Raw genomic sequence first — 20044 nt, 5'->3', positions numbered from 1 at the left:
GGCTCGCTCCCTCACTGGACCAAGGCCGGTACGAGCGGCCCGACCGATGCTGCGCTTCCGACCGCTCCGGATGTTGCACAGGGACTTCCAGGCTCGTTCGAGGCGCCGAGGTATTCCGCATCGACCACCACGTTGCCGGATACTTTGTCGTACGGATGCAGCAGGAGAACGCACGCATAGCCACGAATCGGTGCATGCTGACCGCTGGCGAATCCGCTGCAATCCAGGAACGGAATCGTTACCAGTCGCCGATCGGCGCCGAAGCTGGTCAATTGTGTAGTTGTGGCCGAGCCTGTACCTGAAGGCTTCATCGAACTTTCCACGGGGAGGTGCGATGCGCGCGCACTCCTGAAGTTCGGGGTCCCTCCAGAGGAACCCGCGTATGCGTTGCGCCCGAGCGCCCAGTTCGCTGACGTGTATCCATAGCCGCTGAAGTCGGGCGGTGCGTTCCTGAGATCGTCATCGGTGCATCCGCCTCCCTGGCAGATCCCGAATCGGCTGTTGAATGCCTTCGCGAGGGAGTCCACGTTACCGGCCTGGCCTACGCAACCGGGGATCGGCGTTGAGTTACCCGAGGTCGGGCAGGTTGCCGGGCCGTTCGGCGGAAGACTGCATTGTCCGGCTCCCTTGAACAAGCATGCGAGTTCTTGCGCCCCCCCGCCGGAACAGCCCGGGGTGGATGCACTCGGATCGAAGTCGACCCAACGGAAGTTGCCCGTCAGATTCGCCGTCGTGCCTCCGTTGCTCTCCTTGAAGTTCATGGAGTACCAATTGCCTTTCACGTAGCCGTAGTTCGGCGCAGACGAACCGGGGGGCGTGCACAGGCCCATCGGAATCGCGCAGTTGTTCTGTGAAGGTGAGAGGGTCGCCGTGGCGAGTGCGTTGACAGTCTGATTGCCGAAGCCCAGCACCTGCATGAACCAAGGAGCGATACCGCTTTGGGTGACCGTGCATTGCACGTACTTCGATGTTCCCGTTGCCGACAAGGCCGATACCCAAGGGCCCGTGAGCGAGGGGCCGAAGGAAACGGTGATGTCAGCCGCCTTGATGCGGCCACCTTGAAAGTCGACCCGGTTTTCGGTGCCGACCGTCTTGCCTGCGTTTTCGCCCCGCGTGAAGTTGTCGGCGGGGATCGGGGTCCCGCTCAATTCGTAGGAAGCGGCCAGCGCACAGGCATCCGCAGCGTTCTGCAATTCGGTCTTGGTCTGGTAGAGATGGCCGCCATCGAGCGCAAGTCCGGCGAATCCGACCAGGACGACGAGGGCGAGTGCCGTGATGATCGCCACTGAGCCGCGCTGTGTGCGAACCGGAACCGGTTGGTAAGCCATGATCGTCGCCCCTGTCAGTCTTCCGATGACATCACTTCGCTGATTTCCCGCCAACGCCGATCGTGAATGTCGTGGGTTCCGTTTGCGGCTTTGCGAAGCTCCGCTCGTATTCCCCCATCGCACCCTGCGCGGCCTTGCCATCGACGCCGTTTACTGGCGCCGTGTTGCGGGATGCGCCGGGGTCGATCACCTGCTGCGCCGTGATGATGCTTACCGGCTCGCCGAAATGCGCGTCCCAATTCGGCGTGGTGGAGCAGCCCGCGAGGATTGCCGCGACAGCTGCCGCGAAAACGATTGTGGTCTGGCTGGTCATGTTCGCATCCTCATCGGGTTTCAAAACCACCCGCTGCAGGGGCGGGTTGGGGCGGGACCGCCTCGGCTGCCGCACTCGGTTCCTGCTGCCGTGACGTTCCTTCCATGCGGCCGAGCAAATGCACATCGGCACGTCCGGGGTCGATGAAGTTGTCGGTGGGAAGCTGGTAATCCGCAGGCAGCGGCCGGATCAGGCGTGGGGTGATGACGAAGACGAGCTCCGAACGATCCGTCTGGAAATCGGTGCTGCGGAACAGGGCGCCCAGGATCGGGATTTCCCCGAGGAAGGGGAAGGCTTTGATGTTGGTGGTCACATTGTTCTTGATCAGCCCGCCGATGGCGAAACTCTGGCCGTCGTGGAGTTGCACCGTGGTGGTGGCGCGCCGGGTCGTGAACGAGGGGAGGATCGCCTGTCCATTGACTCCCGGTGCACTAATACCGATGCCATCGCGGTTGAGTTCCGATACCTCGGGCGCGACCTTCAGATTGATGCGGCCTCCTGCGAGCACCGTGGGAGTGAATTTCAGCGCGATGCCGAATTCCTTTTCCTCGAGGGTGATCGTCTGTGCACCGTTGGTATTGCTTTGAGCGACCGGGATGAAGATTTTGCCGCCGGAAAGGAAACTTCCTTCCTGTCCGCTTATGGCAATGACATTTGGCTCGGCGAGGATTTTCACGAGCCCGTCGTCCTTCTGTGCGTCCAGGGTGACGCGGGTATCCCTTCCGCGCCGGATGATGTTGATCAGGCCGTTTCCGCCGGAAAGGAAATCCGACACGACGTTGTACACGACCCCGCTGGTCGTGGAGCTGCCGGACACGCGCACGCCCATCTTCTCGGCCACGGTCTTGGACACTTCCGCGACCTTGACTTCGAGCATCACCTGTTGCGGCGCGCCGACCTGAAGCATGTTGATTACGCGGGGGGATCGTTTAACCTGACCGCCGCCGCCCTGACCGCCGCCACCGTCGCGAACATAGGCAGTCGCGATGTCGATGGCCCGGTCGACCTTGGTCGCGTCGCTGACAGTGCCGCTGAGCACGAGCGAGTCATAGGCGGAGCTGACCTTGATGTCTTTTTCTTCGGGCAGCAGTGCCGTGAGCGCCCCCAGCACCGAGGTCACGTCCATCGCGACCGTCACGTCCAGCGCGGTGCAGCCACCGGAGCGATCCACCAGCACGACGTTGGTCGAGCCGACCGTCTTGCCGAGCAGGTAGATCTCGTTCGGGCTCAGCAGCAGCACGTCGACCTGCGCAACGCCGGGGCGGCCTTCGTCTTTCTGATTATTGGTTTCTTCGACGATGATGGTGCGCTTTGTGTGTTTTCCTGCGCCTTGAGCGTAATCGGCGCTTTGATTCGCCGGCTTGGACATGCTTATGGTTTCAGGAGGCTCTGTTCCGCCGCCTGGAATGCCCGCCGTACCGCCAGGGTTGCCCAGCAGGATGCGCGTGACCGGCATCTGCGGGCGGATCACCGTCGACTTGCCGACCGGCACCGTCACCATCGGCGCGATTTCGACACGCCCGCAGGGCGAGCCGCCGGCAGACGTCGTGGCGACGGGCCTCTTCGCCGGCGCGGTGTTGGTCGCCGCTTGAGGCGCTCCCGCCGCCATCAGTGCGACTGCCATTGACAAGCCATACGCCGCGTTCTGGAGACTCGACTTGTTCTTGTTGGTGGTCATGATGTCCTCATGCGTCGATGCAGGTTTGAATAAGCTTTTCCTCCGGCAATCGCACAGATCCGTTCCTGAACTGGGTTGTGCTGCCGGTTGTCAGAAGCATTCGGTAACCTTGTTCACGCCGCGGATCACTTCGACACAGGCGTCCGAGCGCGGGGCCGAGGGAGCGGGTTGCGGCTTCGCGGCCGTCGGGCGACGCGGGGCAACGGCGACCTTGACCGGCGTCCGCGCCGGTGCCGGAGGAACGGGCGCCGCAGTGCGCAGCAGCATCGCCTTGGTGATACCGGCGGTGTCGGTGGGATTGGCGTCAACCTGGTTGCGCAGTACCAGCGACAGGTTTCCGACGCTGCGCGCAAGGTCCAGCCGCTCGGCCTGCTCGGGGGTGACTTCGAGCGTTACCGCATTGACGACCTTCGGCTTGGTCTCGTCGCGATTGGCCTCTTGTGCGACGGCGAGCACCAGGATGCGTTCGAGCACGATCTTCGAGATCATCTGATCCTTGTCGTTGGCGCGGTCGCCGACCTTTTCGGTGTTCACCAGGATATCGACGTAGTTGCCGGGCAGCGCGAAGCCCGCGACGCCCACGACGTCGTTCACGCGCACCGTGATCGCACGCTTTCCTTCCGGCACCACGGCCGAGAGGCCACCCTTGGTTCCAACCGGCGCGAGACGCGATTCGAGGATCGGTTCGCCCGGCTGGATGCCGGTGATTGCGACGCGTCCGTCGAGTTTCGCGAGGTCATTGAAGGCGCCGTTCGGCACGCTCCCCGACGGCCAGTCGACCAAACGGACCGCCTCACGCGTGACGCGGCCACCGAGTTGCAGCTCGATCGCCGCGACGGCAATGCGGTTGCCATCGCTGGCGGCCTTCGACTGCAACCACCTTGTTCCCAGGACAACGGCAGCAAGCCCGGCGACCATCGCGACGAAGAGAAAGACGAGACCTTTGGTCTTCATGTGAGTCCCCTTGTTTCCGGGTCGTCAGCCGTTGCCGCCCGCCCCGTAAAATGCCCGCTCGCCGGGCGCTTCAGTCGGTGCCGCGATCGCCAGAGCAATCGCCGGCGCCTCCCTTCAAACCGAGCCTTAGCGGGATGCGAAGTAGTTGTGCCAGGCCCAGTGCAATACTTCCGGAGTCAATCTCGCGGGCTCGCCGCGATAGCGCGCCAGATCCGCGATCTGGTTGATGATGTCCCGCGGGTAGCACGCCAGCAGCGGCTGGTCATATGTCTTGTGGTAATCCGTCAGCAGCGTCCGGAAGGCTGTTTCGTCGTAAGGTACGTCACGCTCCGCGCAAACGTAAGTGAATATTTCTCGGTACTGCTCCTCATTCATCGGTCCGATGTGAATTTTGTAACCAAGCCGACGTAAAAAAGCGGGGTCGGCGACTTCGGACGGCATCAGGTTGGTGGAGAACACCAGCACCACGTCGAAGGGCAGCGTGAACTTGGTGCCGCTGTGCAACGCGAGGTAGTCGTGGTGCCGGTCCATCGGCACGATCCAGCGGTTCATCAGCTGCTCCGGCTTGATCAGCTGGCGGCCGAGGTCGTCCACGACGAACAGCCCGTTGTTGGCCTTCACGTGCGGCGGCGCCTGATAGAAGCCGGTCGTTGCGTCGTAGTCGAGGTCGAGCATGTGCAGCGTCAGCTCGCCGCCCGTGATTGCGACGGGGCGCTTGCAGCGCACCCAGCGCGGATCGGGGCGCTGCAGGTTGTCGAGGCTGGCAGGGCGGCGCGCGTCGTCGACCGGCACATGGATCAGCGGATCGAACACCTGGATGATCTCGCCATCGACGAAGATCGCGTGCGGCACGGCGATGTCGCCTTCCAGCAGCAGTGACAGGCGCTCGGCGAGGTAGGTCTTGCCCGCGCCCGCGGGTCCGTACAGGAACATCGCGCGCCCCGAGCCCATTGCCGCGCCGAGCTGGTCGCGCACTTCCGGGTTGATGATCAGGCCGCGGAAGGCCTCGTTCACGCCTTCCTTCGTCACGTGCATCTTCGTCACCGACTGGCGCCCGACCTGGGCGACGTAGGCGGCGAGGCTTACCGGTGCGGCGCCGGCGTACTTGCAGCGCCCCAGGTACTCCGTGGCACGGGCGCGGCCCGCGTCGGTGAGTTCATACAGAACGTCGCCATCGGTTTCGCCGCGCCGCATCACCTCGCAAATCCGTTCGGCGCGCATGAAGGCGAGCAGGCCATCGAGCACGGTGGTGGCAAGATGCAGGCGCTGCGCCAGTTCCGTAAGCCGCATCTGGCCGCGCACGAACAGCAGCTTCGCCGCGAGCTCGACGAGGAACAACAGCGGCAGTCCCGTTTCCGCCAGCGTGCGCGGTGCGCGCGGGAAGGGCGCGGATTCGTCAAGGGGGATCACCTGGGCGCGGTTGGGGGCATTCATGACGGGGCTCCGAATGGTCGAATCAACTCAAGGCCCAGCCGCCGGAGCGGACCAGGTAGAGTTGGAGGAGGGTGCCCGCAGCAATCGCGACCGCGTAGGGCATGCGGCCGGCGGTCTGCTGCAGCGGTTCGAATCGGGGGCTTTCACCGCCGGCGGCACGCACAGCGCTGGTGGTCAGGATGAAGCGCAGGTTCAGCACGAGCTGCGCGAATGAGCGCTGCCACAAGGCCATGCCGATCGCCAGCACGCCCCCCGCAGCGAAGGTGAGCACCACGACGCCGAGCGTCTGCAGCGGCCCGAGGAATGCGCCGACCATCATCATCAGCTTGACGTCGCCGGCTCCCATCGCGCGCAGGGCGTAGAGGGGAAGCAGCGCCGCGAAGCCGACGGCGATGCCGGCGAGGGCGAACGATACGGTGATTGCCTGAGACGACGGACCCAGGATCCCTTCGGTTGATGTTGTGAGGCCGTGGAAGATCACGCCGCTCACCAAGCCGCTCAGCACGAGAAGATTCGGGATCCTGCGCGCATGCAGGTCCGCCAACACGGCGACTGCAAGTGTGCCGAGGAGCAGTGCAAGCCCCACGTTCATTTCCCTTCTCCCTCTGGATCATGCCCCTGGGGCGCAGAGGCGGACGTGTTGAAGTGAGGCGGCGATCGTGCTGAAGACGCCGTCGAGCTTGGTGCCGACGGTTGTTACCCGATGATCACCACTGCGATCAAGGCAGCAATGAGCCCATACTCGATTGCGGTCACGCCTTCCTGATCCTGGACGAATTGCTTGCGCATGGTTTTGTCCCTCGCAAGAAATCTCGGATTTGCTGGTGGCCAGCGGAGACGGGAACACCGTTCCCGTTCCGCGTGCGCTCAGTTTTTTAGGTTGCCGCCGGAACAAGGGCGGTCGAGATGGAGGTGAATACCGCGACGAGTTTGGTGCCGACGGTTGTCACGCTCGCGATGATCACCACTGCGATCAGCGCAGCAATCAGGCCATACTCAATCGCCGTCACGCCTTCTTCATCACGAACGAATTGTGCGAGTGCTTTCATTTCAAACCTCCGTCTGTACGAGAGAACAACTCCGCCGGGTCCCCGGCTACCACTCCGAAGCGGGGAACCCGTTCCGGAAGTTTCTTGTGCGAACTGACGCCCAGCCTGGCGCAACGCGTGTCGTCAGGGGATCAGGCCGGCCACCGTCGCAAACAAGGTCGAAAGGTCGGTTCCGGCCAGCGTCACCGCCGCGACGATTACAAAAAAAATAAGGGCTCCCAACAGCGCATACTCAATCGCCGTGACGCCGTCCTGTTCCGTCAGGAATACCTTGATCGCCCTTCCGCATTGCGTGGCCTTCATCTGCATCTCCTGACCGGCGAATTCGTGATTCCAGATTAAGGGCGCTTGCGCGCGATGACATCCGCGATTACGCCCTGCGCAGCTAGTCATATGGAACGGGGGGGAGGGGGACAGTTGTCATGGGCAGTATTGCGCTGCAGGCGATCAGAAAACTAACGGGATCAGCCGCCAGCGGACACGCGCCTGATAGGCCCGATACTCCGGGGTCTTGGCGAGATGCCTCTCCTCGAAATGCACGCGCGTGAGGAGCAGGAGCGCGCTTCCGCAAACGATGGCCAAGTTCTCGACCGAGAAGTTGGCCGTCAGATAACAGGAGTACGTGATCAGGTAACTGAGATAGATCGGATGGCGTACGAGGCGATACATCCCTTCGGTCTTGAGTTCGCGCAAGGCGGGGATCAGTGCAAAACTTCGGTTCAGCGACAGGACGCCGGCAATCAGAAAACCGGATCCGGCCATTAAACCCAATTCTGAAAATGGCAACGGCGTGTCAGTGGTCGGGCGCAGAAGCAGGGGGAGAAACGTTCCAAGCGCGGCAGCGGCTAACTCAGGGGGATTGGTGGTGACGGTCCTCGGCGGCGGGCGAAGCAGGAAGAACCCCGCGATAAGTGTTTCGGCCAAGGCGAACGTCAGCAGGCTGACCTTGCCGGTGAGCTTGAAAGTCGTCAGGTGCGCCACTGCGAAAACCAGCCACAACGCGGCGAGACTGATCCCGCTGACGAGTTGCATCCGTGGCGATGCGATGATTTGTGAAATGCGCGTCATTTTGCTGACCTCCGGAGGCGTTACATCACCATCATGGTGCGAAAGTCCGATCGCCACATCCTTCAATGCGACTGGCCGGACTGGTCACCTTCACCCGATCGAAACGTGACAGTTGTCACTCGTGCGGGACGTCATGGCGCGTGGATGCTGCGAGCTGTCTTGCCGCCCGGAAAGGTCTTCGGGGCTTTCGGCTTCACCTGTGGACTCAGCCGGAAAAGGGTATTTCGCCTTCGATATGCGTTTTTCAACGGCCTGCTCTAAAGGGCTGTTGGCGATGCTTCTGCCACGCCGACTTCCTGGGGTTGCAGTGCGGTTTTCGGTGCGCCACGGAGATCGGACAACGAATACCGCAGTATCGCAATTGACGCCGCTGCAACGAGACTGCCCGCAATAATATCTACCAGATAGTGGCCGCCGTTGATGGGCGTGGCAATCAGCATGAGAACATTCAGCGTGGCGAGCAAAGGGAATAATATGCGATGGCCGCGATGAACATAAATAAAGATGATGGCCATTGCGGCATGGAAAGAGGGAAATGTGACGATTCCCTGCATCTCGGTAAACGAGAAGCTTGTTCTCGTGCCTTCAATTAGTGCAAGGAGATGGGGCAAGTGAACCGCGCGCTCCAGATCGATATTGAAATAATGAAATGCGCCCGCGGCAGGAAAGTAATAAGCGGCCGCAGAGGTAATCACAAGCGCAGTAGAAGAAGTGCAGAACAATTCAAAGTTGCGATTCTTTCGTTCATGGTGGGAAAAAATCACGATCGATCCGAATATTTGCAGGAACAGGCTGTAGTAGGCCGCGGTCAGCAGCGTCTCGATGACCGGGTGTCGGTGGATCAAGTCGAGCCAGGCAAGCCAATGAAACCCCATTTCAGCGTCAAGGCTGACGAACTGCGCATCGTGCAGCGGTACGCGCATGTATGCGGCCAAGTACGTCAAGACGGCGCCGGTTGCGCTGAAGCTGACCCACAGGGCTCCGTAATAGCTCATTTCCGAAAGACGTCGACTCCGCGCAGTGACGCCATAGAAAATGGAGACGATCAGTAGCGCGGATGCTGCAATGACGGTGTTGGAGTAATTGCGAAATTCGATTCCTGTCAATGCGATCCATGTCGCGTCGACTGCCAGAAGCGCCAGGATCGCGAGTGGTTCTGGGAATCTTCGTAGAAACGACTGTTTTTTACTCATTATCGTTGCCTTTGCGTCATGCCGCGCGCCGCGGGCCGGCTGGATTGGCGTTACGCGTGTCGATTTCGAATGCGCGGACGCCGAAATGACTGTTCGCCGTCAGGATGCAGCAGTTTCGGGGGAAGGGCATCGCCAGATCCGCCCGGTCGTGGTAGTTCGATGCATCCTGACCGTCTATGACATTTGCCCCACTACCTCGTGCCGGCGCGATTTACCCTGCAGGCGGCATTGCCTTGCGAATTGCCGCGATAAGTGCACTGCCTGCTACGGCTTTCGAGACAAATTCGCAGGCGCCGAGACTCAGGGCGCGGGTCCGGACTTCCGGGTCAGTGAGGCAGGTGAATACAATAATTCGCGCAGTGCAGAAGCTCAGAAGCGGAGGGATCAGCGCGAGCCCATCGTCTCCGCCGAGATTGACGTCGAGCACGATCACGTCCGGCTGTATGCTGCATGCCAGGTCGAGTGCCTGGCGCACACAGGTAGCGCGTGCGGCGACTTGCATCGCAGGCTCCTCGCTCTCAATCAGTGCCGCGACACCCGCGAGAATCGCGCGTTGGTCATCGACCAGCAGGACTTCGATCGGAGGGGCGAGGGTGAGGCAGGGCACGGCGGCGTGCTCCACGCGTGCGGCATTGGCCACGGTGCGTCCAACATATCGTGAATCGGGTAGTTTCGCCCATGGGAGGATGCGCGCGGGGCGCCCATGACAAACTACCCGGATGCGGGAGCGCGCGAGGTCGGGTTATTGACCCGGCAACTCGATGCCGTTCGGGCTGGGCCTGTCGAAGCTCTGCCAGTGCCCTTCGACAGGCTCAGGGCGAACGGGGGGCGGCGGTGACGAGCGCGAACGGGTGGGCGTCAAGGAGCAGGGTGTCGAGTCGGTCGGCGCGGTCGGTGAGATTGACGACCGGAAAGCGGATGCCGATCCCGCAGCCGAGCAGCGGGTTGCTTACTGCGCAACCGCGCCGATGCCTCGTTCCTTCGCGTACACGTACAGCTCGAGCCGGCCATGCACTTCGAGCTTGTGGTAAATCGTGGTGAGGTGGTTGCGCAGGGTGTGTTCGCTGATGCCGAGGTCGTCGGCGATGACGAGGCTCTTGGCGCCCTTGCGGCGGACGACGGCGGCGATGACCTCGAGTTCCTTGGACGTGAGCGTGGCGATGCGGGCGTCGTCGGGCGCGGCGGCTTTCTTGCTGCCCGTGAGCATGTTCATGATGTCGCCGATGAGTGCGCGGTTCACCCACACGTCGCCCTCGTGGACCTTCTCGATCGCGCGCAGCAGCACGTCGACCGGCTCTTCCTTGCGCACGACGCCGCGGGCGCCGGCGAGCACGGCGCGGCGGTGGGTGTCGAGGTCGCGAGACCCCGTCAGCACGAGGACTTTCGCGCCGTAGACGTGCAGGAGTTCGGCGAAGGATTCGCTCGAATCCGTCCCGCCGAGATCGAGATCGATGACGATGACGTCGGCGTTGCAGCTGGCGGGGGAGGCGAGCAGTTCGGCGATGCTGGTCGCGCTGCCCGCAAGGTGCATGCGTTCGGCCGCGCCGATGAGGCGTTCCAGCCCCCACAGGGTGGCGCGATGGTCATCGACCAGGAATACTTGAATGGTGCGTTCGGTGACATCGATCATGATCTTTGCCGCTCATGCTGTCTTCGGGATCGAGATCATTAGATCAGTAATGCCGTCTTGCCGGATGTCGACTACGACACATCCACTTACAGACTCCGCGCGTTCGACGATCGACCGCGGCACGAAGGATTGCGGGGGCGAGTGGATGTCATGTGGATTGCGGATATTCACGACGTAGGCATCGTCGTCGCTGCGCACGAGGATCTCGGCGCGGGGCGCCGAGGTGTGGCGGCGGATGTTCGTGAGGGCCTCGCTGACCATCGGGAAGATCGTCGCGGCGAGCTTGCGCCGCATCGGGATGGCGCTTTCGCATTGCACCGCCACGTCGATCCCGAACAGCTCGCGGAAGCGTTTGGCCTGGCGCTGCAGTGCCGGCAGCAGGGCGTCGTCGCCGTTGTTGCTGCCGTCGCGCATGCCGCTGACGAGTTCGCGCAGCGTGTGCAGCTCCTCCAGCGCGATCTGCTGCAGGGCTTGCACGTCGTCGCGCAGCGGATTGTCCGGCCTGGCCTTGCGGGCGAGGGCCTCGATGCCGTATTTGAGCCCGAGGTAGGGCTGGATCGCGGTGTCGTGCAGATCGCGGCCGATGCGTGCGCGTTCGGTGGCCATCGCTTCGTCGGCGAGGCGTTCGAGCAGGCCGGCGTTCTCGATCACCGGGGTGAGCTGGTCGAGTACGCCCGCGAGCAGTTCGGCGTCGTGCGAGCGGTAGCGGCGCTGGCCGGATGCGAGCACGAGGCGGCAGGGATGGGGGCCGCGGCGGCACAGGGGAATCACGAGCATGGAGCGAGCGTCGAGCGCGTCGGCGAGGTCCTGCACGGCCGCGCGTGCCGCGGCGGTCGGGGTGCGGCTGACGAGATCGAAGCCGCTCGTGTAGCGCAGCGGAATCCGCCCGAGCAGGTGGGCATGGTGATGCATGCAGGCGATGTTCGCAGGCACTGCCGCGAGGGCGGCGACGAGGGCGTCGTGCAGTTCGCCGCCGACTTCGCTGAAGTTGCCGTCACCGTCGGCGCGGAACAGGCGTGCTTCGCCCCCGGGGAGCCAGATCATGAGAAGGCCGAGGTCGGCGGCAAAGTGGCGGGCGAGTCCCTGCAGCAGCGTCTTGGCGACGCGCTTCACGCCCAGGCGCGGGTCGGCCTCGCCGAGAAGCCGGTCGGCCACCGTGACCTGTTCGTTCATCCGCACGCCCGCGCGCGCGAGTCCCGCCACCAGCGGGCCGAGCATCAGGATCGAGAGGGGCTGCAGGATCACCTCGAGCGCAAGCGTGCCGGCGTACGGGTCGCGGAGCATGAGTTCGGCAGTGACGCCCGCCGCGGCGAACAGCGACACGGCCAGGCCGGTCAGGAAGCCGAAGCTGAGCGCGGCGAAGAGCACGGGAAAGAGCAGCAGCAGCGTGTAGGTGATGCCCTGCGTGCCGGCGAGCCAGGCGAAGAGGAGGATCCAGACGGCGTCGATCCACGAGGCAAGCGGCGAGCGCAGCGAGCGCAGGCCGTTGAGTTCGACCCAGCACAGCCAGCCGGCCCAGGCGGCGTAGCCGAGCACGGCGAGCATCATGGTCGGGCGCGTCGTTGCCGACAGCGTCATCGCTTCGGTGGCGGCGACGATCGCGACGAGGACGCGGATGTTCGCCAGCACCCGCCGCAGCTCGGGGCTGCTGCCGGCGCCGGCGCTCGGTGTGTACAGGCGGGCTTGCGTATTGGAGTTGCCGTTGGTTCCAGGCATCGCGTGGAGTCTCTCTGTGGGCTGCGCGTCGCTCGCGGCCGCAAGTCGCCGCTTCCTCGCCCGGTGTGAATGGTAGCCGCGCGGAATGCTTGCGCTAAGTGACAAAATCACGGAGTCCGTGCGAGGAGGAATCCCCGCCGGCCGCGGGCGTCAAAGACGGGTACGCCGGAAAACGGCTGGGAGACAGGCATGGTGGCGACACGCAGCGAAACCGATTCGATGGGTCCCGTCGAGGTCGCGGCGGACCGTTACTGGGGCGCGCAGACCGAGCGCTCGCTCGCCCATTTCCCGATCGGCACGGACCGCTTCCGCTGGGGGCGGCCGATGATCCGTGCGCTGGGGATCCTGAAGAAGGCCGCGGCGCAGATGAATGCCGAGCTGGGCGAACTGCCGGCGGAGGTCGCGGCGCTGATCGTGCGGGCGGCCGACGAAGTGATCGCCGGCGAGCTCGACGCGCATTTTCCGCTGGTCGTGTTCCAGACCGGCTCCGGGACCCAGTCCAACATGAACGCCAACGAGGTGATCGCCAACCGAGCCATCGAGCTCGCGGGCGGCACGATCGGCTCGAAGCGGCCGGTGCATCCGAACGACCACGTCAATCGCGGGCAGTCGTCGAACGATACCTTCCCGACGGCGATGCATATCGCGATCGTCGGCGAACTGCACGAGCGCCTCCTGCCTGCCGTGCAGCGCCTGCGCAACACGCTGGCGGAAAAGTCGAGGGCCTACGAGGAAGTCGTCAAGACCGGGCGCACGCACCTGCAGGATGCGACGCCGGTCACGCTCGGGCAGGAGATCGGCGCGTGGGTGACGCAGGTCGATTTCGGGCTCGCCGCGGTGCGGGCGAGCTTGCCCGGGCTGTATGAGCTGGCGATCGGCGGCACGGCGGTCGGGACCGGGCTGAATGCGCATCCGCGCTTCGGCGACTGCGCGGCGGCGGCGATCGCGGAGCTGACGGGCCACCCTTTCCGCAGCGCGCCGGACCGCTTCTTCGCGCTGGCGGCACACGATGCGCTGGTGCAGTGCTCGGCCGCGCTGCGCACGCTCGCGGGGGGGCTGATGAAGATGGCGAACGACGTGCGCTGGCTCGCGAGCGGGCCGCGCTGCGGCATCGGCGAATTGCTGATCCCGGAGAACGAGCCGGGCTCGTCGATCATGCCGGGCAAGGTGAACCCGACGCAGTGCGAGGCGCTGACGATGGTGTGCGTGCAGGTGTTCGGCAACGACGCTGCGGTCGCCTTCGCCGGCACGCAGGGCAATTTCCAGCTCAACGTCTACAAGCCGGTGATGGCGCACAACGTGCTGGAGAGCATCGCTCTGCTCGCCGATGCGTGCGCCGCCTTCGAGCAGCATTGCGCGCGCGGCCTCACGCCGAACCTGCCGCGTATCCGCGCGAATCTGGAGAAGAACCTGATGCTGGTGACGGCGCTCAACCGCCACATCGGCTACGACCGTGCCGCCGAGATCGCGAAGAAGGCGCACCGGGAAGGCTTGTCGCTGCGCGAGGCGGCGCTGGCGAGCGGTTACGTCCGGGCGGAAGAGTTCGACCTGTGGGTCGATGCGGAGGCGATGACGCGGCCGGGCGGGTGAGGGACGCTCCGTAGGGCGGATGAGCCGAAGGCGTTATCCGCCGGGTGAGGTGTCCGGATCGACCCACGTATACGGCGGAAGGCGCTTCGCTTTTCCGCCCTACGATTCTTCGACGACGTTGCTCACGCCACCTTGTTGCGCGCCTTGGCGATGCGCCCGAGGGCGGCACGGCCGCTGCGGATGTGGGCACGCATCAGCAGTTCGGCCTCCTCGGCGCGCCGCCCGGTGAGCGCGGCGAGGAGGTCCCGATGTTCTGAGAGCGACTGTTCGAGGCGTCCCTCGCTGAACAGCGAGTGGTGGCGCGACAGCTTGATGACGCGGCGCAGGTCCTCGATCGCGTGCTGCAGCCAGCGGTTGTCGGTGATCTCCTGCAGGGCGAGGTGGAAGGACTGGTTGGCCTCGAAGAAACCGTTGATGTCTTCGGCCGCCGCCGCCTTTTCGAGGTCGGCGTGGATGCCGCGCAGGCGATCGAGATCGGCGTCGGTGGCCTTCTGCGCGGTCGTCTGCGCGCACTGGCCTTCGAGCAGTGCCATCACGGCGAAGATCTCGTCGAGGTCACGCTCGGAGATCTCGGTGACGTAGCAGCCGCGGCGCGGCTTGAGCGTGACCAGGCCTTCGGACGCAAGCACCTTCAGCGCTTCGCGCAACGGTGTGCGCGAGATCCCGTAATCGTCGGCCAGCGCCTGTTCGTCCACCCAGGTGCCGGGCGGCAGTTCGTGCGAGAAGATGCGCTGGCGCAGTCTTTCGGCCACCTCCTGGTACAGGGCGAGGGGGGCGATGCGGGATGCAGTCATGAGTAATTTGGCGGTCAGGGTGTGGCGGCCGCGAGTCTAGCGGGTCTGCGGAAAACCTTCTCGCGGGCCGGCTCGGCGCATGCGCGGTTTCCCGAAAAACACCTCAGCGACACGCGGTCGATTTCGCTGTTGCATTCATAATTATGGATAAAGTATTATTTCTCCGCTCGCACAAGTCAACTTCCCGGGCACGAACGCAGAAAGGGAAATCGCGCCGGCCACGCCATGCGTTGCGGGGGCGAGAGGGAGAGGGAGCTGCGTCGATCGCGCGGGAGCGCCGGCGACCGCCCGTGGTCCATGGACTGCGGGCGGTCTCGTCGTCGCCAGGGCAGTTTTTATTCATCAGTACGGGACACCGTAACGCCGCTTTCCGCGGACTTTGGAATCAGAGAGGGTTTGTCATGCCGAACGACAAGATGCCGGCTTATCCGCAGTCGGATCTGGAAGCCTGGAACAAGGCCGCCGCGAAGCAGGCGCCGGGTGGCGACATGGAGAAGCTCAACTGGGTGACGCCCGAAGGCATCGCGGTGAAGCCGCTGTACACGAAGGCCGACACTGCCGGCCTCGCGCACGCCGACACGCTGCCCGGCTTCGAGCCCTTCCTGCGCGGCCCGCAGCCGACGATGTACGCGGTGAAGCCGTGGACCATCCGCCAGTACGCCGGCTTCTCGACCGCCGAGGAGTCCAACGCCTTCTACCGCAAGGCGCTCGCCGCCGGCGGCCAGGGCGTGTCGGTCGCGTTCGACCTCGCGACCCACCGCGGCTACGACTCCGACCATCCGCGCGTGACCGGCGACGTCGGCAAGGCGGGGGTGGCGATCGATTCCGTGGAAGACATGAAGATCCTCTTCGACGGCATCCCGCTCGACAAGGTTTCCGTGTCGATGACGATGAACGGCGCCGTGCTGCCGATCCTCGCCGGCTACATCATCGCCGCCGAGGAGCAGGGCGTCAGCCAGGACAAGCTCTCGGGGACCATCCAGAACGACATTCTCAAGGAGTTCATGGTCCGCAACACCTATATCTACCCGCCGACGCCGTCGATGAAGATCATCGCCGACATCTTCCAGTACACGTCGTCGCACATGCCGAAGTTCAACAGCATCTCGATCTCCGGCTACCACATCCAGGAAGCGGGCGCGAACCAGGCGATCGAGCTCGCCTTCACGCTCGCCGACGGCCTCGAGTACGTGCGCACCGGCATCAAGAGCGGGATGGACGTGGACACCTTCGCGGGTCGCCTGTCGTTCTTCTGGGCAGTCGGCATGAACTTCTACCTCGAGATCGCCAAGATGCGCGCGGCGCGTCTGCTGTGGTGGCGGATCATGAAGCAGTTCAACCCGAAGAGCGCGAAGTCGATGATGCTGCGCACGCACTCGCAGACGTCCGGCTGGTCGCTCACCGAGCAGGATCCGTACAACAACGTCGTGCGCACGACGATCGAGGCGATGGCCGCGGTCTTCGGCGGCACGCAGTCGCTGCACACCAACGCGCTCGACGAAGCGATCGCGCTGCCGACCGAGTTCTCGGCCCGCATCGCGCGCAACACCCAGATCATCATCCAGGAAGAGACGCACATCTGTAACGTCGTCGATCCGTGGGCCGGCTCCTACATGATGGAGAAGCTCACGCAGGACATGGCCGACAAAGCCTGGGCGCTGATCGAGGAAATCGAGGCGATGGGCGGCATGACCAAGGCGGTCGAGTCCGGCTGGGCCAAGATGAAGGTCGAGGAATGCGCGGCGGACAAGCAGGCGCGCATCGACTCGGGCAAGGACGTCATCGTCGGCGTGAACAAGTACAAGCTGGCGAAGGAAGATCCGATCGAGATCCTCGACATCGACAACCATGCGGTGCGCGAGGCGCAGGTCGCCCGTCTGAACAAGATCCGCGCGACGCGTGACGCCGCCGCGGTGCAGGCCGCGCTCGAAGCGCTCACCAAGTGCGCCGAGACCAACGACGGCAACCTGCTCGACCTCGCGGTGAAGGCGGTGCGCCTGCGTGCGACCGTCGGCGAGATCTCGGACGCGCTGGAGAAGGTCTTCGGCCGCTACCGTGCCAACCCGCAAGCCGTGTCCGGCGTGTATGGAGCCGTCGTGGAAAACGATGCCGACTGGAAGGACCTGAAGGCCGAGATCGAAGCCTTCGTCGCCGAAGAGGGCCGCCGCCCGCGCATCATGATCGCCAAGCTCGGCCAGGACGGCCACGACCGCGGCGCGAAGGTGGTCGCGTCCGCGTTCGCCGACCTCGGCTTCGACATCGACATCGGCCCGCTCTTCCAGACGCCGGAAGAGGCTGCGCGCCACGCGGTCGAGAACGACGTGCACGCGGTCGGCTGCTCCAGCCTTGCCGCGGGCCACAAGACGCTGGTGCCGCAGATCGTCGGCGAGCTGAAGAAGCTCGGCGCGGACGACATCGTCGTCTTCGTCGGCGGCGTGATCCCGGCACAGGACTACGACACGCTGTATGCTGCCGGGGCAAAAGGCATCTTCGGGCCGGGCACGCCGATTCCGGCGGCCGCGCGCGAGGTGCTGAAGCAGATCCGCGCGACGCGCAAGGCCTGATCCCATCGAACGGGGCGACCGGTCGACGGCCGTGTCGCCCTTTTTGTCGATCTAACCCATGTCGATGAATACGCCCGAACACCTGCCCGTCCTCGATGCTGCCGACCGCGTGCTGGTCGACGGCGTGCTCGCGCGCGAGCTGCGCCCGCTCGCGAAGACGATCACGCTGATCGAGTCGCAGCGCGAGGACCACAAGGCGCGCGCGCGTCATGTGCTCGAGGCGTTGCTGCCGCACACGGGCGGTGCGATGCGGGTCGGCATCTCGGGCGTGCCGGGCGTGGGCAAGTCGACCTTCATCGAGGCGCTGGGCCTGTATCTCATCGAGCAGGGCCTGCGTGTCGCGGTGCTCGCCGTCGATCCGTCGTCGTCGCTGACGGGCGGCTCGATCCTCGGCGACAAGACGCGCATGGAGCTGCTGTCGCAGAACCCCGCCGCCTTCATCCGCCCGAGCCCGTCCGCGGGAAGCCTCGGCGGCGTCGCCGAGAAGACGCGCGAGACGATGCTGGTGTGCGAGGCCGCCGGTTTCGACGTGATCATCATCGAGACGGTGGGCGTCGGGCAGTCCGAGACGGCCGTTGCCGGCATGAGCGACATCTTCTGCCTGCTGCAGCTCCCGAACGCCGGCGACGACCTGCAGGCGATCAAGAAGGGCATCATGGAGATCGCCGATCTCATCGTCATCAACAAGGCCGACATCGATGCCGGTGCGGCGATGCGCGCGAAGTCGCAGATGAAGACCGCGCTGCACATGCTGCGCCCGGCGAGCCCGAACTGGACGGTGCCGGTGCTGACGCTCTCGGCGCTACGAAAGCAGGGCGTCGCGGACTTCTGGACGACGGTGACGGACTATCGCCGTGCGATGACGGCGTCGGGGGAGTTCGCGGCCAAGCGGCGCCACCAGGCACTGGCGTGGATGTGGGACCTGATCGACGCCGGGCTGCGCAGTCATTTCCGTGGGCACGCGCAGGTGAAGCACGAATTGCCGGGGCTGGCGCGTGCGGTGGAGGAGGGGACGACGACGCCATCGGCCGCCGCGCTGCGATTGCTTGGATATGTGGAGAAGGACGCTTCGTAGGGCGTGAGCCGTCGGCAACAGAATTGAAGTTGAACGCCCGGCCGGCACAAGGCCGGGGACAGCAGAACAAGTCAAGGAGAGGTCATCAATGCAAGACATCATTCGCCAGCTCGACGACAAGCGTGCGAAGGCGCGCCTCGGCGGCGGTCAGCGGCGCATCGACGCGCAGCACTCCAAGGGCAAGCTCACGGCGCGCGAGCGTATCGAGCTGCTGCTCGACGAAGGCAGCTTCGAAGAGTGGGACATGTTCAAGGAGCACCGCTGCACCGAGTTCGGCATGGAAGCGGACCATACTCCCGGTGACGGCGTGGTGACCGGCTACGGCACCGTCAACGGCCGCCTGGTGTTCGTGTTCTCGCAGGACTTCACGGTGTTCGGCGGTTCGCTGTCGGAGACGCATGCCGAGAAGATCTGCAAGGTCATGGACCACGCGCTCAAAGTCGGCGCGCCGGTGATCGGGCTGAACGACTCGGGCGGCGCGCGCATCCAGGAAGGCGTCGATTCGCTCGGCGGCTACGCCGACGTGTTCCAGCGCAACGTGATCGCCTCGGGCGTCGTGCCGCAGATCTCGCTGATCATGGGCCCCTGCGCCGGCGGCGCGGTGTATAGCCCGGCAATGACCGACTTCATCTTCATGGTGAAGGATTCCTCCTACATGTTCGTGACCGGTCCCGAAGTCGTGAAGACCGTGACCCACGAGGAAGTGACCGCCGAGGAACTGGGCGGCGCGATCACGCACAACACCAAGTCGGGCGTGGCCGACCTCGCGTTCGAGAATGACGTCGAGGCGCTGATGATGACCCGCCGCCTGATCGGCTTCATCCCCTCGAGCAACCGCGACAAGGCCCCGACCGTGCCGGCGGTCGATCCGGCCGAGCGCCTCGACATGTCGCTCGACACGCTCGTGCCGAGCAACCCGAACCAGCCGTACGACATGAAGGAAGTCATCTTCAAGATGGTCGACGACGGCGACTTCTTCGAACTGCAGCCCGACTATGCCAAGAACATCATCATCGGCTTCGCGCGCATGGAAGGCGCACCGGTCGGCATCGTCGCGAACCAGCCGCTGGTGCTCGCGGGCTGCCTCGACATCAAGAGCTCGATCAAGGCGGCGCGCTTCGTGCGCTTCTGCGACGCCTTCAACATTCCCGTGGTGACCCTCGTCGACGTCCCGGGCTTCATGCCCGGCACCGCGCAGGAATACGGCGGCATCATCAAGCATGGCGCCAAGCTGCTCTACGCCTACGCCGAATGCACGGTGCCGAAGGTCACGATCATCACGCGCAAGGCCTACGGCGGCGCCTATGACGTGATGAGCTCGAAGCACCTGCGCGGCGACGTGAACTTCGCGTGGCCGTCGGCCGAGATCGCGGTGATGGGGCCGAAGGGCGCAGTGGAGATCATCTTCCGCGGCGAGAAGGACGATCCGGCGAAGATCGCCCAGCGCGAGGCCGAGTACAAGGCCCGCTTCGCGAACCCGTTCGTCGCCGGCGCGCGCGGCTTCATCGACGACGTGATCATGCCGCACGAGACGCGCAAGCGCGTGTGCCGCTCGCTGTCGATGCTGAAGAACAAGGAACTCGAAAATCCCTGGCGCAAGCACGGCAACATCCCGCTCTGAGCGATCTGGCATCACGCACGGCGGCGTTGGCTTCCTC

General features: G+C 64.5%; 19 protein-coding genes. 4 read left to right on the top strand and 15 right to left on the bottom strand.

What is annotated here, in order from left to right:
* Positions 1 to 11: 11 nt before the first annotated feature.
* From CDA09_RS20020 to CDA09_RS19955, 14 genes are all read right to left on the bottom strand, one after another.
* Complete coding sequence (locus tag CDA09_RS20020) at positions 12 to 1328, bottom strand: pilus assembly protein TadG-related protein (protein ID WP_164844446.1); 1317 nt, start codon at positions 1326 to 1328, stop codon at positions 12 to 14.
* A gap of 31 nt (positions 1329 to 1359) precedes the next feature.
* A complete protein-coding gene (locus CDA09_RS20015; RefSeq protein WP_121430251.1) occupies positions 1360 to 1641 on the bottom strand; it encodes a pilus assembly protein in 282 nt (93 codons plus the stop codon).
* Between the two features lie 10 nt (positions 1642 to 1651).
* Positions 1652 to 3319 (bottom strand): type II and III secretion system protein family protein, encoded by a 1668-nt coding sequence (locus CDA09_RS20010; RefSeq protein ID WP_121430250.1) that lies wholly within the window; start codon positions 3317 to 3319, stop codon positions 1652 to 1654.
* Positions 3320 to 3409: 90 nt separating this feature from the next.
* On the bottom strand, positions 3410 to 4273 hold the full coding sequence (cpaB, locus tag CDA09_RS20005; protein ID WP_121430249.1) for a Flp pilus assembly protein CpaB: 864 nt from the start codon (positions 4271 to 4273) through the stop codon (positions 3410 to 3412).
* Between the two features lie 126 nt (positions 4274 to 4399).
* The gene (locus CDA09_RS20000) at positions 4400 to 5707 is read right to left on the bottom strand and encodes a DUF8689 domain-containing protein (protein WP_121430248.1); all 1308 of its coding nucleotides are present in this window, start codon (positions 5705 to 5707) and stop codon (positions 4400 to 4402) included.
* A gap of 22 nt (positions 5708 to 5729) precedes the next feature.
* Positions 5730 to 6299 (bottom strand): A24 family peptidase, encoded by a 570-nt coding sequence (locus CDA09_RS19995; RefSeq protein WP_121430247.1) that lies wholly within the window; start codon positions 6297 to 6299, stop codon positions 5730 to 5732.
* A 104-nt stretch (positions 6300 to 6403) separates the two neighbouring features.
* On the bottom strand, positions 6404 to 6496 hold the full coding sequence (locus tag CDA09_RS23775) for a Flp family type IVb pilin (protein WP_353616623.1): 93 nt from the start codon (positions 6494 to 6496) through the stop codon (positions 6404 to 6406).
* Between the two features lie 86 nt (positions 6497 to 6582).
* Positions 6583 to 6756 (bottom strand): Flp family type IVb pilin, encoded by a 174-nt coding sequence (locus CDA09_RS19985; protein WP_121430246.1) that lies wholly within the window; start codon positions 6754 to 6756, stop codon positions 6583 to 6585.
* A 123-nt stretch (positions 6757 to 6879) separates the two neighbouring features.
* Positions 6880 to 7059, bottom strand: coding sequence for a Flp family type IVb pilin (locus tag CDA09_RS19980; RefSeq protein ID WP_121430245.1), 180 nt, complete (start codon positions 7057 to 7059; stop codon positions 6880 to 6882).
* Positions 7060 to 7203: 144 nt separating this feature from the next.
* Positions 7204 to 7824 carry a methyltransferase family protein gene (locus CDA09_RS19975; RefSeq protein WP_121430244.1) on the bottom strand — a complete coding sequence of 207 codons (621 nt, stop codon included), beginning with the start codon at positions 7822 to 7824 and terminating at the stop codon, positions 7204 to 7206.
* A gap of 257 nt (positions 7825 to 8081) precedes the next feature.
* Positions 8082 to 9017, bottom strand: a complete 936-nt coding sequence (locus CDA09_RS19970; RefSeq protein WP_121430243.1) for a phosphatase PAP2 family protein — start codon at positions 9015 to 9017, stop codon at positions 8082 to 8084.
* Between the two features lie 211 nt (positions 9018 to 9228).
* Positions 9229 to 9657 (bottom strand): response regulator, encoded by a 429-nt coding sequence (locus CDA09_RS19965; RefSeq protein ID WP_286164260.1) that lies wholly within the window; start codon positions 9655 to 9657, stop codon positions 9229 to 9231.
* Between the two features lie 309 nt (positions 9658 to 9966).
* On the bottom strand, positions 9967 to 10647 hold the full coding sequence (locus tag CDA09_RS19960; RefSeq protein WP_121430242.1) for a response regulator transcription factor: 681 nt from the start codon (positions 10645 to 10647) through the stop codon (positions 9967 to 9969).
* A gap of 12 nt (positions 10648 to 10659) precedes the next feature.
* Positions 10660 to 12363: a sensor histidine kinase gene (locus CDA09_RS19955; protein ID WP_121430241.1), complete on the bottom strand. Its 1704-nt coding sequence runs from the start codon at positions 12361 to 12363 to the stop codon at positions 10660 to 10662.
* A 189-nt stretch (positions 12364 to 12552) separates the two neighbouring features.
* Between CDA09_RS19955 and fumC the strand changes: the two genes are divergently transcribed.
* Positions 12553 to 13953, top strand: coding sequence for a class II fumarate hydratase (fumC, locus tag CDA09_RS19950; protein WP_121430240.1), 1401 nt, complete (start codon positions 12553 to 12555; stop codon positions 13951 to 13953).
* A gap of 122 nt (positions 13954 to 14075) precedes the next feature.
* Here fumC and CDA09_RS19945 read toward each other — a convergent pair whose 3' ends face one another.
* Positions 14076 to 14747 carry a GntR family transcriptional regulator gene (locus CDA09_RS19945; RefSeq protein WP_121430239.1) on the bottom strand — a complete coding sequence of 224 codons (672 nt, stop codon included), beginning with the start codon at positions 14745 to 14747 and terminating at the stop codon, positions 14076 to 14078.
* A 401-nt stretch (positions 14748 to 15148) separates the two neighbouring features.
* Here CDA09_RS19945 and scpA point away from each other — a divergent pair, with 401 nt between their 5' ends.
* The 3 genes from scpA to CDA09_RS19930 all read left to right on the top strand — a co-directional run bounded on the left by scpA (position 15149) and on the right by CDA09_RS19930 (position 20007).
* Positions 15149 to 17311: a methylmalonyl-CoA mutase gene (scpA, locus tag CDA09_RS19940; protein WP_121430238.1), complete on the top strand. Its 2163-nt coding sequence runs from the start codon at positions 15149 to 15151 to the stop codon at positions 17309 to 17311.
* A 58-nt stretch (positions 17312 to 17369) separates the two neighbouring features.
* Entirely contained in the window at positions 17370 to 18386 is a 1017-nt protein-coding gene (meaB, locus tag CDA09_RS19935) for a methylmalonyl Co-A mutase-associated GTPase MeaB (protein ID WP_121430237.1), read from the top strand.
* Between the two features lie 88 nt (positions 18387 to 18474).
* Positions 18475 to 20007, top strand: coding sequence for an acyl-CoA carboxylase subunit beta (locus CDA09_RS19930; protein ID WP_121430236.1), 1533 nt, complete (start codon positions 18475 to 18477; stop codon positions 20005 to 20007).
* Positions 20008 to 20044: the final 37 nt, after the last annotated feature.

It is taken from the genome of Azoarcus sp. DN11 (assembly GCF_003628555.1).
GTDB lineage: Bacteria > Pseudomonadota > Gammaproteobacteria > Burkholderiales > Rhodocyclaceae > Aromatoleum.
The sequence above is the reverse complement of the archived record's forward strand: the minus strand, read 5'-3'. Positions and strand labels throughout refer to the sequence as shown.

What these genes read in the sequence shown, in the direction of transcription:
- CDA09_RS19930 (WP_121430236.1), top strand. Translation starts at nt 18,475, where the DNA reads ATGCAAGACATCATTCGCCAGCTCGACGACAAGCGTGCGAAGGCGCGC.
- CDA09_RS20020 (WP_164844446.1), bottom strand. Translation starts at nt 1,328, where the DNA reads ATGGCTTACCAACCGGTTCCGGTTCGCACACAGCGCGGCTCAGTGGCG.
- CDA09_RS19945 (WP_121430239.1), bottom strand. Translation starts at nt 14,747, where the DNA reads ATGACTGCATCCCGCATCGCCCCCCTCGCCCTGTACCAGGAGGTGGCC.
- CDA09_RS19975 (WP_121430244.1), bottom strand. Translation starts at nt 7,824, where the DNA reads ATGACGCGCATTTCACAAATCATCGCATCGCCACGGATGCAACTCGTC.
- CDA09_RS23775 (WP_353616623.1), bottom strand. Translation starts at nt 6,496, where the DNA reads ATGCGCAAGCAATTCGTCCAGGATCAGGAAGGCGTGACCGCAATCGAG.
- scpA (WP_121430238.1), top strand. Translation starts at nt 15,149, where the DNA reads ATGCCGAACGACAAGATGCCGGCTTATCCGCAGTCGGATCTGGAAGCC.
- CDA09_RS19980 (WP_121430245.1), bottom strand. Translation starts at nt 7,059, where the DNA reads ATGAAGGCCACGCAATGCGGAAGGGCGATCAAGGTATTCCTGACGGAA.
- cpaB (WP_121430249.1), bottom strand. Translation starts at nt 4,273, where the DNA reads ATGAAGACCAAAGGTCTCGTCTTTCTCTTCGTCGCGATGGTCGCCGGG.
- CDA09_RS19955 (WP_121430241.1), bottom strand. Translation starts at nt 12,363, where the DNA reads ATGCCTGGAACCAACGGCAACTCCAATACGCAAGCCCGCCTGTACACA.
- CDA09_RS19960 (WP_121430242.1), bottom strand. Translation starts at nt 10,647, where the DNA reads ATGATCGATGTCACCGAACGCACCATTCAAGTATTCCTGGTCGATGAC.
- CDA09_RS19970 (WP_121430243.1), bottom strand. Translation starts at nt 9,017, where the DNA reads ATGAGTAAAAAACAGTCGTTTCTACGAAGATTCCCAGAACCACTCGCG.
- CDA09_RS19995 (WP_121430247.1), bottom strand. Translation starts at nt 6,299, where the DNA reads ATGAACGTGGGGCTTGCACTGCTCCTCGGCACACTTGCAGTCGCCGTG.
- CDA09_RS20015 (WP_121430251.1), bottom strand. Translation starts at nt 1,641, where the DNA reads ATGACCAGCCAGACCACAATCGTTTTCGCGGCAGCTGTCGCGGCAATC.
- CDA09_RS19985 (WP_121430246.1), bottom strand. Translation starts at nt 6,756, where the DNA reads ATGAAAGCACTCGCACAATTCGTTCGTGATGAAGAAGGCGTGACGGCG.
- CDA09_RS20010 (WP_121430250.1), bottom strand. Translation starts at nt 3,319, where the DNA reads ATGACCACCAACAAGAACAAGTCGAGTCTCCAGAACGCGGCGTATGGC.
- fumC (WP_121430240.1), top strand. Translation starts at nt 12,553, where the DNA reads ATGGTGGCGACACGCAGCGAAACCGATTCGATGGGTCCCGTCGAGGTC.
- meaB (WP_121430237.1), top strand. Translation starts at nt 17,370, where the DNA reads ATGTCGATGAATACGCCCGAACACCTGCCCGTCCTCGATGCTGCCGAC.
- CDA09_RS20000 (WP_121430248.1), bottom strand. Translation starts at nt 5,707, where the DNA reads ATGAATGCCCCCAACCGCGCCCAGGTGATCCCCCTTGACGAATCCGCG.